At 36.5% G+C, this 14,990-nt stretch carries 16 protein-coding genes; 5 read left to right on the forward strand and 11 right to left on the reverse strand.

Going from position 1 to position 14,990, the window contains the following annotated elements; all coding sequences use genetic code 11:
- Positions 1-97 precede the first annotated feature (97 nt).
- Together rpsO and K1I41_RS06255 are read right to left on the reverse strand one after the other, a co-directional pair.
- A complete protein-coding gene (rpsO, locus tag K1I41_RS06250) occupies positions 98-367 on the reverse strand; it encodes a 30S ribosomal protein S15 (protein ID WP_220639522.1) in 270 nt (89 codons plus the stop codon).
- Between the two features lie 138 nt (positions 368-505).
- The gene (locus K1I41_RS06255; RefSeq protein WP_220639523.1) at positions 506-961 is read right to left on the reverse strand and encodes an XrtF-associated fRMsr-like GAF protein; all 456 of its coding nucleotides are present in this window, start codon (positions 959-961) and stop codon (positions 506-508) included.
- Positions 962-1,038: 77 nt separating this feature from the next.
- Between K1I41_RS06255 and xrtF the strand changes: the two genes are divergently transcribed.
- From xrtF to K1I41_RS06280, 5 genes are all read left to right on the forward strand, one after another.
- Entirely contained in the window at positions 1,039-1,590 is a 552-nt protein-coding gene (gene xrtF, locus K1I41_RS06260; RefSeq protein WP_220639524.1) for an exosortase family protein XrtF, read from the forward strand.
- Positions 1,568-2,008, forward strand: a complete 441-nt coding sequence (locus K1I41_RS06265) for an exosortase F system-associated membrane protein (protein ID WP_220639525.1) — start codon at positions 1,568-1,570, stop codon at positions 2,006-2,008. The genes xrtF and K1I41_RS06265 overlap by 23 nt, the downstream gene beginning before the upstream one ends.
- A 55-nt stretch (positions 2,009-2,063) precedes the next feature.
- Entirely contained in the window at positions 2,064-2,486 is a 423-nt protein-coding gene (locus K1I41_RS06270) for an HYC_CC_PP family protein (protein ID WP_220639526.1), read from the forward strand.
- A gap of 68 nt (positions 2,487-2,554) precedes the next feature.
- Positions 2,555-4,810: a TonB-dependent receptor gene (locus tag K1I41_RS06275; protein ID WP_220639527.1), complete on the forward strand. Its 2,256-nt coding sequence runs from the start codon at positions 2,555-2,557 to the stop codon at positions 4,808-4,810.
- 57 nt (positions 4,811-4,867) lie between these two features.
- Positions 4,868-5,212, forward strand: a complete 345-nt coding sequence (locus K1I41_RS06280; RefSeq protein WP_220639528.1) for a heavy-metal-associated domain-containing protein — start codon at positions 4,868-4,870, stop codon at positions 5,210-5,212.
- Positions 5,213-5,281: 69 nt separating this feature from the next.
- Here K1I41_RS06280 and K1I41_RS06285 read toward each other — a convergent pair whose 3' ends face one another.
- From K1I41_RS06285 to miaB, 9 genes are all read right to left on the reverse strand, one after another.
- Positions 5,282-7,663, reverse strand: coding sequence for a hypothetical protein (locus K1I41_RS06285; RefSeq protein ID WP_220639529.1), 2,382 nt, complete (start codon positions 7,661-7,663; stop codon positions 5,282-5,284).
- Between the two features lie 141 nt (positions 7,664-7,804).
- Positions 7,805-9,439: a chaperonin GroEL gene (gene groL, locus K1I41_RS06290; RefSeq protein ID WP_220639530.1), complete on the reverse strand. Its 1,635-nt coding sequence runs from the start codon at positions 9,437-9,439 to the stop codon at positions 7,805-7,807.
- Between the two features lie 38 nt (positions 9,440-9,477).
- Positions 9,478-9,753: a co-chaperone GroES gene (locus K1I41_RS06295; RefSeq protein ID WP_220639531.1), complete on the reverse strand. Its 276-nt coding sequence runs from the start codon at positions 9,751-9,753 to the stop codon at positions 9,478-9,480.
- A gap of 147 nt (positions 9,754-9,900) precedes the next feature.
- Entirely contained in the window at positions 9,901-10,251 is a 351-nt protein-coding gene (gene secG / locus K1I41_RS06300; RefSeq protein WP_220639532.1) for a preprotein translocase subunit SecG, read from the reverse strand.
- A 6-nt stretch (positions 10,252-10,257) separates the two neighbouring features.
- Positions 10,258-11,121 (reverse strand): tetratricopeptide repeat protein, encoded by an 864-nt coding sequence (locus K1I41_RS06305; protein ID WP_220639533.1) that lies wholly within the window; start codon positions 11,119-11,121, stop codon positions 10,258-10,260.
- A 21-nt stretch (positions 11,122-11,142) separates the two neighbouring features.
- Positions 11,143-11,646, reverse strand: coding sequence for an LptE family protein (locus tag K1I41_RS06310; RefSeq protein ID WP_220639534.1), 504 nt, complete (start codon positions 11,644-11,646; stop codon positions 11,143-11,145).
- A 10-nt stretch (positions 11,647-11,656) separates the two neighbouring features.
- Positions 11,657-12,937: a sigma-54 interaction domain-containing protein gene (locus tag K1I41_RS06315; protein WP_220639535.1), complete on the reverse strand. Its 1,281-nt coding sequence runs from the start codon at positions 12,935-12,937 to the stop codon at positions 11,657-11,659.
- Between the two features lie 60 nt (positions 12,938-12,997).
- Complete coding sequence (locus K1I41_RS06320; RefSeq protein ID WP_220639536.1) at positions 12,998-13,369, reverse strand: GxxExxY protein; 372 nt, start codon at positions 13,367-13,369, stop codon at positions 12,998-13,000.
- 53 nt (positions 13,370-13,422) lie between these two features.
- Positions 13,423-14,868: a tRNA (N6-isopentenyl adenosine(37)-C2)-methylthiotransferase MiaB gene (gene miaB / locus K1I41_RS06325; RefSeq protein ID WP_220639537.1), complete on the reverse strand. Its 1,446-nt coding sequence runs from the start codon at positions 14,866-14,868 to the stop codon at positions 13,423-13,425.
- Between the last annotated feature and the right edge of the window lie 122 nt (positions 14,869-14,990).

The raw sequence follows: 14,990 nt of genomic DNA on the forward strand, positions 1-14,990 counted from the left end.
TAGTTGTTTAAAACCCAATGAAAAACCAAAACTTTTTCTGCATTACATATATATCTGAAAATAAAAAGAGGCGCGCAGGCACCTCTTTTCATCTCGATTATTTTCTGATGTTTAATTCTTTGATAATCTCACGATACCTGTTAATTTCTTTCTTCTTCAGGTAGTCGAGTAGGCTTCTTCTTTTACCTACTAGCTTTACTAACGAACGCTCTGTGTTGTAATCGTGACGATTTTGTTTCAGGTGTTCTGTAAGGTGGTTAATTCTGTGTGTGAACAATGCAATTTGTCCCTCTGCCGATCCTGTGTCTGTAGCACTTTTGCCATGTTTAGCAAAAATCTCTTCTTTAACTTCTTTAGTTAAGTACATGCCAATATTATTTAAATAATTATTATGTATAATCAGGCTTTTCCCGATTGGCTGCAAAGGTAATTATATTTTTGATATCGGCAATAAATTATATACGAATTAGCTTTTTGTAACAATTTTACCTAAAACCTGTAGGCTTTAAAACAATTTTGCTACTTCTGCATTTACAAATTCTAAAAAACTTTCGTCTTCTGCTGTAAAAGCGTCTTTAACATTAGAGTCTATATCAATCTGTCCTATATTCTCACCCTCTACAAACAGTGGTATCACTATTTCCGATTTTACAGTAATGCTACAAGCAATATAATTATCTTGTGCACTTACATCGGGTACTACAAAGTTTTGATTGGATACGGCTACTTGCCCACAAATACCTTTGCCAAACGGAATAACCTTGTGGTCGGTCGCTTCGCCAGCGTAAGGACCAAGCAGCAACTCTTCCTTATCTCCGTTTTTAAAATAAAACCCTACCCAGTCATAATAATCTATATTATCTTTTAGTAGGTGGCATACTTGTAATAACTTCTCATCACGTAATGTATCATCATGGTGGAGTATATCGGTAACCTTTTGTTTTAATGCTTCAAATGTCATTGTTTTTCTATTTCTTTTATTGCAAATGTATTTATTAAACGTATGTTATTTTACTTATTTTTGTTAAAAATTATCTAATGACTGTGTGGCAAAAAAACCGTCCGTTTTTCCTCTTTCTTATTAAGTTTGGGCTGAGTTATCTTGTACTATCAGTACTTTATTCGCTTTACCTCAATCAATATGATACTGAGAATTTTGAAGTAGATGGGATGACTACTTTGGTGGCAGAACAATCTAGCAGTTTTGTAGAGGCTATGGGTAAACCATCGTATATAAAACCACATTTAAAAGAGGCTTCTTATATTTTTCATGTTAATGGCGAAAGTGTTTCCCGAATTGTAGAGGGGTGTAATGCGGTTAGTGTTATGATATTGTTTGTAGCCTTTATAATAGCATTTTCAACTACTTTTAAGCGTACTACCTTATATATAATAGCAGGTGTGTTGGTAATACATGTACTTAATGTAATGCGTATAGCATTACTAGGGCTTGGCTTTTACTACTATCCCGAGCAGGAGGAGTTAATGCACGATATACTTTTTCCGTTATTTATATACGGTGTAGTGTTTATGTTGTGGGTGTTATGGGTAATGAAACTTTCAGGCAATGCAAAAAAAAATAAATCTTAGTGCAGGTACTATTATGGCAATAGTACTACTACTCATTTTAATTGTGCTGGTACGGGTTTTCCAGAACCAGTTGTTTTACGACCCACTATTGGCATTTTTTAAAGCGGAGGGCAAAGAGGAGCTCCCTAGCTACGATACTACCAAGTTATTAGGTGGCTTGGCATTTCGTTACTTACTTAACAGCATACTATCGTTAGGCATAATCTACTTGGTATTTAGAGATAAAGCTATTTTAAAGCTTTGTAGTATTTTATACATAGCCTTTTTTATGGTATTACTTACGGTATTTTATATTGTTATTACTGCCAACAATGTAGATTTACTATTACTGTTTTACGTACGACGGTTTTTAATACAACCCTTATTTTTAATTCTGTTTTTACCTGCATTTTATTACCAGAAAAAAGTACGCAATTAAAATTTTAACCTAAATAACTGTTGTATAAGCTGTAAATATTTAATTTTGTAGTGCAATGCAAATAAAAAAGTACATAAGCTTAATTTTATCGTTCCTGATATTGGTAGCCAATATGGGGCTAATGCTAAATGTACACTATTGCAAAGGGCAAATATCAGAAGTTACTTTTGCTTACGAAGCACAAGGACCTTGTAACGAACACCATAAAGTAAACTCTTGTTGTGGTATTGTTGCCCAAGAAAACCATAAAAGTTGCTGCAAAAACGACGTAGTTGAGCTAGACGATACTACGGAGGATATTATCCTTGTAAAATCGTTACAGTTGGACCTTGCTAGTTTTTGCCCAATTAACGAGTGGAAGTCGGTTGCATTTTATGGCAACACACCTTGTGTTAATAAACAAGCAACCGTTTATTACTGTGCACCCAATGCACCACCACTTTTTAAACTCTACTGTAGCTATATGCTATATGCGTAATGTAATGTTATAAAACTTTATTCTGTGCACGTACAGAAAAAATTAAGATTAACATTACACTTTACTTTATGCGTAAAATAGTTATAATATTAGTATTACTTACCGCTGCCTACACACAAGCGCAGCAAACCATTAGCGGAGAGATAGTAGACGACCAAAAACAACCGCTACCAGGAGCCAACTTATATTGGCTAAGCACAAATACCAGTATGGACAACATTGTAGGTACATCTACCAACGTAGACGGTGTTTTTACCTTACCCTACAAAAAAGAATACAAAAAACTTGTAATTTCCTATCTTGGTTTTCAATCCGATACCTTAACCATAACCAAACCCGATTATATTAGCTACATCATGAAACCTTCGGAAGCAGAAGTGCTTGATGATGTATTGATAGAGAAAAATGTAAAAGGTTTGGAACGCTCTTTAATAAAAGCTACCAATACTACCAATATGAGTAGTAAAGAGCTATTAAAGGCGGCTTGTTGTAACATAGCCGAGAGTTTTGAAACCAACCCCTCTATAGACGTTAACTTTTCGGATGCACTTACGGGAACACGCCAAATAAAAATGTTAGGGCTAACAAGCCCATATTTGTTAATTGCCGAAGAAAATATTCCTGCTGTACGTGGCGCGTCGCAAGCCTACGGGCTATCATTTGTACCAGGTACTTGGGTAGAAAGCATCCAAATTACAAAAGGCGCAGGTCCTGTTGTTAATGGTTACGAAAGTATATCGGGGCAAATTAATTACGAGCTGCTAAAACCAATAGATGATATTCCGTTTTTCCTAAACGCCTATGGCTCTACAGGCGGCCGTTTTGAGCTTAATACACACTTTAACAAAAAAGTGTCCGATAAATGGAGTAGCACATTGTTTGTACACGGCAATACCAACGTGATAAAAAATGATATGAACGATGACGGCTTTTTGGATAACCCATTATCGCGACAAATTAATGTAATGAACCGTTGGCAGTATTCCAACCCCGATAAAGGTTGGGTAAGTTTTATTAATGCACGTTACATGCGTGATGAAAAACAAACAGGCGAACTTGATTTTGACCCCGATAGGGATAAGTTTACTACTAATTTTTGGGGCTCGGAAATTGATACCGATAAGTTGGACCTTTCGGCAAAATTAGGTTATGTTTTCCCCGATATGCCTTTTCAGAGCATAGGATTACAAACCTCCTACAATTGGCACCGGCAAGAATCGTATTTCGGATTCAGACAGTATAATATCGACCAAAAGAGTTTTTACTCCAATTTAATATTCAATTCTATTATTAGCAATACCCTTAACAAATTTGCTACAGGTATTAATTTTACCTACGATAACTACGACGAGTTTGTAGGTACTACAGATGTTGGTAGGGTTGATAACTCGGTAGGTGCCTTTTTTGAATATACTTACAACGATGGTAACGATTTTACTATTGTAACAGGCGGACGTTTTGATGTACACAACCGTTTGGGTGCGTTTTTTACCCCCCGAATGCACATGCGCTATAACCCATGGAGCCAAGCTGTAATAAAAGCTTCGGCAGGTAGAGGGAAACGTGCAGCCAATATATTTGCCGAGAACCAAGGGTACTTTGGTAGTTCGCGCCAGTACAACGTTTTAAGCAATGGTGGCAAAATATACGGGCTTGACCCTGAAATTGCCTGGAACTATGGGCTTAGTTTTACACAATGCTTTACATTGTTTAATAAGAATGCACAATTTACAGTTGATTTTTACAGAACAGACTTTGAAAATCGTGCTGTAGTTGATGTGTATGCATCGCCACAACAAGTACAGTTTTATAACCTCGACGGGGCATCCTCTGCTAATAGCTTGCAGTTGGATTTAAATTACGAGATAACCCAACATTTTAATATTCGTACAGCGTACAAATACTATGATGTAACTACAGATTACCAATCGGGTACTGCCGAAATGCCATTGCAGCCGAGACATCGCTTTTTTACCAACATAGGTTACGAAACCCATATAGTAGAAGGTGGGAAACAATGGAAGTTTGACTTTACATTTAACTGGCTGGGTAAACAACGCTTGCCTTTTACGGGTAGTAACCCTCAGGAAGACCGACTTGGTAGGTATTCGCCATCGTTCTCCTTAATGAATGCACAAATAACACGTACATTCTCTAGTGTTTTTGAAGTATATGTAGGAGGAGAAAATATAGGGAACTACCAGCAGGACAGGGCTATTTTGGGTGCAAATAACCCGTTTGGCTCTACATTTGATACCTCTATAGTATACGCGCCTATTTTTGGGCAGATGTATTACTCAGGGTTAAGGTTTAAGATTAAGTAACTTAAAAGAATTGAAATTTTTATATATTTAAGAACTTTTAATACTAAGAATACAATTATGAAAAAATTAGTTTTATTGTTACTGGTTACACTAATGGGGGTAACAGTACAAGCACAAGAAAAGAAGAAAAAAAAGAATGCAAAATATGAGATAGAAGTTAAAGGTAATTGCGATATGTGTAAAAAACGTATTGAAAAAGCAGCTTTTGGCGTTTCGGGTGTTAAATATGCAGCTTGGCACGAGCACCATCAGGATCTTCATCTTATTTTAGACGAAAATAAATGTACGATTGATGATGTACGTAAAGCGATTGCAAAAACAGGTCATGACACAGACAAGGTTAAAGCTAAGGATGCAGACTATAAAGGACTGCATGATTGCTGCCAGTATAAAAGAGAATAAGTAATAAAAATACTTTATATAAAAAAGCCTCTAACTAGTTAGAGGCTTTTTTACTTATAGATATGTTTTTTAGTTTAAATAAATTGTTTTTACTTCTGATATAAGTTTACCATCGGGGCTAAAACCTTCTATTAATAGTTTAACACTATCCTGACCCGTTATAGGTAATTCCAGTTCAAATTCACCCTTTTCGTTAGTGGTAACAAGAGGTTTCCAATCAATAGTGCCAAAATTCTCAAAACCCTTTGTAGCTGTAGATAAGTACATTGTATTCTCAAAAGGTATAATACGCTTAAAACCATCTTTAACTACATAGGAGGTAGGGGATTTTTTCTTGCTTCTGTATGAAAAATCTTTTTTCATGTATATGCGTATAATCCCCATCCGATTATCTACAGAAGGAAAAACAGCATGTTGGTTAATATAAAACTCATCAACATCTTCGGTCTGCATTTGCCATAGTATATCAAAACTCATTACAATCATGTTATCAATATAAATCATGGGTTGTGTTCGTTGTCCCTGAAAAGTATTTACTGTACGTCCAAAAATACCTACTTTACCATTATTAATTTCTACATCAAAACCATGATAGCGTATTAAATCGGTTATAAACATAAAGTTTCGGTTATCGGTATCCGAAATTTTATATCCACGTAGCTGCGAGTTACCAAAAGCCCTCTCATATTTTAGCTCTGTAGAAGTACCTGTTATCTCTACTTCTTCCAACATAATTGCATCAGTATTAACATTATCAGGCAGTTCAGGTAATTCCGTAATAGCATTTTCCCCTTCTGGTGCGGCACACTCTGCTATAATAGGTTTGTACTGCTTGTTGTATATCCTGTTTGTATTGGATAGGTGTGGATATAATTTTATAGTTTTCTTTTTATCGCCTTTAATCAAATGGAAATCAAGCCTAACCGAATCGGCAAGAATTAAATTATCCAAGAAAAATTCATTTTTATGATTAATCTCAACAGTTTCATTAATTCGCCCTTCTAACGAAGATATGTTTACTTTGTATCGGTTAAGGCTCCCCTTGTCATTTATTATTCCTTTTAACGAAAGCCCAATATCAAACGTGTACTTACTACTAGGAGGGTTATCCCTAATATTGCGCCATTTGTATTTGCTATGTTGGTTGAGCAGGAATAAATCCATTTCGTATTGGTTTTTTCTCGAAATGGTATTTAAGTACGTTTTCGCTTCCAACGTTTTTTGATTATCCAAATAAGGGTTTATCAATAGTGATGTATAAATGTCGTTATGTGGCTTTATCGCTATTGTATTGGAGGGAAGCATGGAGATACTCAAATTCATGTTACCATAATTAACCTTGCCTTTTACCTCAATATGCTCCACGGTTTCTTTGGTTTCTGTTACTTCCATACCAATACCTGGCTTTTTAGAAATGTAGATGATTCGTTGTGCAACTTCGTTAAGTTCGTTGTCCAGTATACGTATTGTATTAATACCCTCAAAAAGATCGTCGTTAGCAAAAGCAACAACTTCACTTAATTTATCAGCAGTAAATTTTATGTCAGATATGGTCGCTTTCTCGTCTTTATGTATTACTAAATATAACGGCTTACCCGATAACGCTTCTTGCATTAGCTCATTAACGCGTATTGTAATTATTGTTTTGTTGGGTACAGTGTAGCCATTAGTACTTATTGCAACACCTTTAAGTTGGGCTAGGGGCATGGCTATTTCGTGCACTTCGTCTACTACAGTAGTTGTAATGGTATATTGTTGCCCTCGTATAGGGGTAAAATTAAACCTGCCATAACCCTGCTCGTTAAGGTTAATTGTTTTTATTACCTCATTATTGGCATTTATAATTTTAGCTTCTTTTGCGGCTATGGGCTTACGGTTGCAATCGGTTACACTAATACCAATAGTATTTGTAATTTCGTTTACGAGTGTACCTCCCTCAGGATGCAAATCAATATTTACTTTACTGTAATTTGGTTTATTGAATAGTGAGGGTGCTATGTTTTTATTTACAATGGTAATTTCGCCTATAAACGATTCGTCTTCTGTAAAGTTATTCATCCAGTTAGTGTAAAACTGCACATAATAACGCCCTGATTTCATGTAGTCTTTTAATTCAAACCGTCCTGAAAACGACCCCATGTTGCCATACAGTAATTGGTTTTCTAGTACCTTACCCTCGTCGTCCATAAGTGTAGCAAAAATATTCACACACGAAAAAAATGGGTTGTTGCTTTTTCGGTGATACGTGTATCCTTTAAACCAAACGGACTCGTCAGTCAAATAAATATCTTTATTAAAGTGTACGTGTATATTTTCTCGTTCTAAAAAAAAGTAATCATTTAGTTTTTCTGCAATAGCAATTTTTTTCGTATCTGTATTTTGTGCGTTATTGCTAATACCTATAAGTAGGAATAGTAATACTATAAGTTTGGATGGAATAATATTTTTCATTAACGTAATTTATAGATGGTTAATTACAACGCTAAAATATAGCTATTGTGCTATAAAATAGCACACATTTTATTTTTTTTACGAAAAAAAGGGATACACAATTTGTGTACCCCTTTCTTCAAATTATCCTTTTATGATAGATTACATCATGCCTGGCATTCCGCCGCCCATTGGCATTCCGCCACCTGCTGAATTTTCTTCTTTAATTTCTATAAGCGCACACTCTGTAGTTAATATCATTCCTGAAACCGAAGCAGCATTTTCTAGTGCTACACGCGTTACTTTTTTAGGATCGATAATACCTGCCGAAAGCATATCTACATACTCATCTGTTTTAGCATTGTAACCAAAGTCAGCAGTTCCCTCTGCTACTTTTGCTACTACTACAGAGCCTTCTAAACCTGCATTTTCAACAATGGTTCTTAAAGGCGATTCTATAGCGCGTGCTACAATTTGTACTCCAGTAGCTTCGTCTGCATTTTCAGTAGCCAAATCAGCAAGTACTTGCTTAGCACGTAATAATGCAACACCACCACCAGCTACAATACCTTCTTCTACCGCTGCTCTTGTAGCGTGCAAAGCATCATCTACTCTGTCTTTCTTCTCTTTCATTTCTACTTCAGATGCCGCTCCAACGTAAAGTACTGCAACACCGCCTGCTAGTTTAGCCAAACGCTCTTGTAGCTTTTCTTTATCGTAGTCAGACGTTGTAGTTTCAATTTGTGCTTTAATTTGGTTTACACGGTTTTTAATCATTTCCGCTTCGCCTGCACCGTTTACCAGTGTAGTATTATCTTTATCAATAGTTACCTTTTCGGCAGTACCTAGCATATCAAGCGTAGTGTTTTCTAATGTATAGCCACGTTCTTCGGCAATTACAGTACCTCCTGTAAGTATAGCAATATCTTCTAATAATGCTTTTCTTCTGTCGCCAAAACCAGGTGCTTTAACAGCAGCTATTTTTAGCGAACCTCTTAATTTGTTTACTACCAGTGTAGCTAATGCTTCGCCATCTACATCCTCTGCAATGATTAATAATGGTCGTCCAGATTGTGCTACGGGCTCCAATACGGGTAGTAAATCTTTCATAGCAGATACTTTCTTATCATATAACAATATGTAAGGGTTCTCTAGCTCTGTTTGCATTTTCTCAGAATCGGTTACAAAGTAAGCCGAAAGGTATCCTCTGTCAAACTGCATACCTTCAACTACATCTACATACGTATCGGTACCTTTAGCCTCTTCAACAGTTATAACACCCTCTTTACCTACTTTACCAAATGCTGTAGCAATAAGTTCGCCTATTGCCTCGTCATTATTAGCTGATATAGATGCTACTTGTTTTATTTTCTCGGTAGCACTACCTACTTCTTTTGTTTGTTTTGCAAGGTCGCCCACAATAGCTTCAACGGCTTTGTCTATACCTCTTTTTAAATCCATTGGGTTAGCACCTGCGGCAACGTTTTTAAGTCCTTCCTTAACAATTGCTTGTGCCAATACTGTTGCGGTAGTAGTACCATCGCCAGCAAGGTCGTTGGTTTTAGAGGCTACCTCTTTAACCATTTGTGCTCCCATGTTTTCTAATGTATCTTCTAGCTCAATTTCTTTCGCTACCGATACACCATCTTTTGTTACTGTTGGCGCACCAAACGATTTGCTTATAATAACATTACGTCCTTTAGGACCTAAAGTTACTTTTACAGCATTTGCTAGTGCATCTACGCCACGCTTTAAACCATCGCGTGCTTCAATATCAAATTTTATCTCTTTTGCCATTGTATTTTTTGTTAAATTATTAGTTGATTAAACTCGATTTAGAGTACTGCGAAAATTTCTTCTTCTTTCATTATCAGGTAATCTTTACCCTCAAATTTAAGTTCAGTACCAGCATACTTACCATACAATACAGTGTCGCCCACTTTTACCGTCATGTCATGGTCTTTTGTTCCGTTACCTACGGCTACAACCATGCCTTTTTGTGGTTTCTCTTTTGCAGTATCGGGAATGTAAATTCCAGAAGCAGTCTGTGTTTCTGCAGCAACCGGCTCTATAAGAACGCGGTCTGAAAGCGGTTTAATGTTTAAAGCCATTATGATATTGTTTTTTTAGTTTGTTATTAAATAATCTTGCCTTCTGTTTTTCAGAAACTATGCCAATTCAGTAAACTGACAGGGTATAAAAACAAAAAATGCCAGCATGTCAGTTGCTGGCATTTTTAATGTAATATGTTGTGTTTTTTATTCCTCAGTAGCACCCTCTTCTGTAGCTGGTGTAGTAGCACCTTCTGCATCAGTAGCAGCTGGTACTGTTGCCGATGTTTCTACGGCAGACTCATCGATTAACTTGCTATCATCTGAGTATCCGCTAGAGAAACTTAATGATGATAGTAGAATTAATACAATAAGTATTGTTGCAAGCGTCCATGTACCTTTGTCAAGAAAATCGTTAGTTTTTTGCACACCGCCCATTACTTGCGATCCGCCAAAACTAGATGATAAACCACCTCCTTTAGGGTTTTGTACCATGATTACAACAACGAGTAAGAAACTTACTACTGCTATTAGGACTAAAAAAATTGAAAATTCCATTGTATATTAATTATTGTTTTGTTGTACTATTTTAATATCCGCAATACGGTCTGCAAAGAAAACACTTTTTTCTGGATATTTCAAAATTAAAATTTCGTATGCCTGTATTGCTTTGGCGTATTTTTTTTGCTCCAAGTAAACCTTAGCTAACGTCTCCGTCATCAGGCTACTATCATTATTACTATTGCTTGTTGTTGGGGTGTTACTAGTAGATGTGTTTTTTACAGGGGTTATTTTGGGGTTAGCCTCTATAAACTTATCTATAAGGTCTAGTTTTGTATCCAAACCTCTTTCTGTTTGAGGGGGATTCGTTGTTTTTTCTTCCCGTACTATAGGTGTTATTTTAGATAGCTGTAACCATTCCGAAAACGAGTGCGTTTCTTTTTCTGTAAAGGGTATGGGCTTGCCAATAGCTAACTTTTCTTTTGTAGTGCTATTTACGTCAATACTATTTTCGGGTGTACTAGTTACTGTTTCGGTTTCCGAAATTATTTCTTCCTCTGCTTCCTCAACGGTACGCTTTATGGATTCTTCCAGTTTATTTGTATCAGGTACTACCGTTTCGCTTGCTACAACAGGGATTTCGGATAGCGTTTTCTCTGCTTCCTCAAATTGTGTTTTATCAATACCCTTAAAGTTTTCGGTAGTAATAAATTCAAAAAGCACAGAGCGGTCTGTAGTAAATGCTGCTGTTTTTTTGAGTTCGGTATTATAACGAAAGCTATCCTGATTATATAGTCCTTTTAAATGAATAGTACGCGCACTTTGGAGGTACGGAAATTCCGACAGGATATTTTCCAACTCCAAAGTTTGCCTTTCGGTTGTGCTATAAGGCTTGTTTAATAGTGTTATATACTCTTTTGTATTCAAACTTAATTTGTAATTATTTTTTTACCATTTGGCTAACGACTCATTAAAGATATCTTGTGTTATACGCTCAAAAATTTCATCGAGGGCTGTAGTCAATACTTGCCCAGCAAGAATATCGTTGGCAGGATAATCGTAAAAAAAGCTAAAAGGCTTTTCAAAATCATCTTCCTCATTTCTTCTGTTAGTAAACCTAACGTTTACGGTAATACTTAATCGGTTTTGCGAGGCTCTTTGGTCGGCAGTAGCCGTCATAGGAGTAACCCTAAACTGTGTTATTTCGCCTTCGTACAACAAATCGCCATCGGTATTTGTTAGGCTTAGGTTGGTTTGATTTTGTATTAAGTCCTGTAGCCTCAAAGTAAAATCACGCTCAATACCTGGCTCTACAACATCAGCATTATTCTGAAAATAATTAACCTGAAACGTATCGGCATCTATAGCCCCTGTACCTGTAAAGTTGTAAATGCCACAGCTGTTTACAATAAGCGTTACGGCTAACACCATACCTAATTTTAATGTTCTCATTACGCTTTTATTAAAGGTCATACTGTTTAATTTTTCGATAAAGTGTTCTTTCAGATATTCCTAACTCGTCTGCTGCTGCCTTGCGTTTTCCTTTGTTACGCTCTAGTGCTTTTTTTATAAGCTCTACTTCTTTCTCATCAAGGCGTAGGGTTTCTTCTTCCTCTACGGTTTCTGCAAACAAATAATTGCTATCATCGTCTTCATCTTCATGATGCTCTATAATAGGCTCAGCGGCAGGAGTGGTTTTTGATGGTAACATTTCGGTACGGCGTCCGTCTTCGAAATTAGTATTGTTTTCTTCCTCCGAGCCGTAAATACGCTGTATTAAATGTTTGTTGGATTCTTGTACCTTATTGCTATTACCACTTTGCATAAGCTCCATGGTTAATTTTTTAAGATCGTTCAAATCTGCCTTCATGTCAAACAACACCTTGTATAGTATTTCCCGCTCGTTACTAAAATCGCTCTCGGGTTTTTTATCTCGAACTATAGCGGGTAAATTATTTCCTGCTTCGGGTAGGTAACTTCTTAATGTTCCTATGCTAATAGCTCTGTTAGTTTCCAGCACCGATATTTGTTCGGCAATATTGCGCAATTGCCTTACGTTTCCGCCCCAGCGGTATTTTAATAACAGTTGTACTGCATCGGCATCTAGCTTTATAGCAGGCATTTTATATTTCTGTGCGAAATCAGACGAAAATTTGCGGAACAGTAAATGAATATCGTCTTTACGTTCACGTAATGGGGGTAGTGTAATTTCTACCGTACTAAGACGATAGTATAAATCTTCTCTAAACTTTTCCTTCTCTATAGCCTCTATCATATTTACATTGGTGGCAGCTACAATACGAACATTGGTTTTTTGTACTTTGGATGATCCTACTTTTATAAATTCTCCGTTTTCCAGTACACGAAGTAATCGTACTTGCGTAGTTAGTGGTAATTCACCTACTTCATCCAAAAATATGGTACCACCATTGGCTACCTCAAAATACCCTTCGCGGGTAGCTGTTGCACCTGTAAATGCACCTTTTTCGTGCCCAAACAATTCGCTATCAATAGTCCCTTCGGGTATTGCCCCACAGTTTACGGCAATATATTTACCGTGTTTACGGTGGGATAATGCGTGTATGATTTTTGGAATACTCTCCTTACCTACACCGCTTTCACCTGTAACCAAAACCGAAATATCAGTAGGAGCTACCTGTATGGCTTTTTCAATAGCACGATTTAGTTTAGGATCGTTACCTATAATCTCAAAACGCTGTTTTATGGCTTGTATGTTTTCCATATTATTGTATTGCCTCGAATTGCACGGATTGCACAAATTCTTGTAATATTCGTTTAAAATTTATCGTATAATTCTTTTGTGTTGCAGCGATTTCCCATTAAAATTAACTATAATGCCAATTCTTCCGTATGCTAAGCGTATATAGTTTAATGTTTGTGCTATATGTGCATTAACAATATCAGTGACCGATTTTACTTCTAAAATTATATCATCATACACAACAAAATCAGCATAAAATTTATGCGGCAAAACAATGTCTTTATATTGAATTAAATATTCTTTTTCTCTTTCAAATGGGATATTGTTTTTTCTAAATTCATACTCTAAAGCATCTTTATATACTACTTCCAATAATCCACCACCCAATTCTCTATGTACTTCCATACAAATCCCTACTATTTTATAATATTCCTCTTTCTGAATTAATTCCATTTATTGTTGAATAATAATTAGTAGAATCTGTGTAATTTGTGGCATATAATGTATCAGTTCATATTGCTATACCCAACAGCTTCACCAATTAGTGTTGCCGAAGTACAATCGGTAACTTTTACATTCACAAAGTCACCTTTTTTATATTCCTCTTTGGGGAATACTACTGTTGTGTTTTCAGAGTTTCGTCCGCTCCAATGTTTATCCGATTTTTTAGACTCTTTCTCAATTAATACCTCTACAACCTCTCCTACAAAACGTTGTGTCCTGAAAAAGCTGTGCTTCTGTTGTAAATCCACCACTTCTTGTAACCTACGTTTTTTAACCTGCTCTGGTACATCATCTTCCATTTTTCGTCCCGCCATAGTACCAGGTCGTTCCGAGTAGGCAAACATATATCCAAAATCGTATTTTACGTATTCCATTAACGAGAGTGTATCCTGATGGTCTTCTTCCGTTTCAGTCGGGAATCCAGTAATCATGTCTTGTGATATGGCACATCCTGGTATAATAGCGCGTACCTTATCAATAAGTTCCATATACTCCTCACGTGTATGTTGGCGGTTCATCTCCTTTAATATACGTGTACTACCACTTTGTACGGGTAGGTGTATGTAGTTACACACATTATGGTGCTTTGCAATAACGTGCAATACACTTTCGTGCATATCCTGCGGGTTGGATGTCGAGAATCTGAAACGCATTTTAGGGAATGCTTCGGCAGTCATGTTTAGTAGCTGTGCAAAATCTACGGCAGTAGCTTTTTGCATTTCGCTAGCCTTATCAAAATCTTTTTTAAGCCCACCACCATACCACAGGTAGCTATCTACGTTCTGCCCTAGTAAGGTAACCTCTTTATAATTATTCTCGTTTAGTTCGGCAATTTCTTGTAATATACTTTGAGGGTCGCGGCTACGCTCACGCCCACGTGTAAAAGGTACTACACAGAACGTACACATATTATCGCACCCTCTGGTAATCGATACAAAAGCAGTAACACCATTACTGTTGAGGCGAACAGGAGCAATATCGCCATACGTTTCCTCTTTAGACAGAATTACGTTTATAGCATCGCGCCCTTCGTTAACCTCTTCCAATAAGTTAGGTAAATCTTTGTACGCGTCGGGCCCTACTACAAGGTCTACAATTTTTTCTTCTTCTAAAAATTTGCTTTTAAGTCGTTCTGCCATACAACCTAAAACACCCACCTTCATAGTTGGGTTTATCTTTTTAACAGCATTGTACTTTTCGAGTCTTTTTCTAACAGTTTGCTCTGCCTTGTCACGTATGGAGCACGTATTTACCAAAACCAAGTCAGCTTCTTCAAGCTGTTGTGTTGTATTAAAACCTTGTTCAGCAAGTATGGATGCAACAATTTCACTGTCAGAAAAATTCATCTGGCAACCATAACTTTCTATAAAAAGCTTTTTTGTATTTCCTTCTTTCTGCTCTAAAACAAGGCTTTGTCCTTGTTTCTTTTCTTCAATTATCTTTTCCATAATCTGCGACTGTAGTGCTTTTTTGAACTCACAAATATACTATTTAATTTTTAAACTATGTCAAGTTGTCATATTTGTTTAAGCCCTCTTAACACTAGTTCTGTTGGTACTTATGTATGTTT

Source organism: Flavobacterium litorale, from assembly GCF_019613795.1.
Lineage (GTDB): Bacteria > Bacteroidota > Bacteroidia > Flavobacteriales > Flavobacteriaceae > Flavobacterium > Flavobacterium litorale.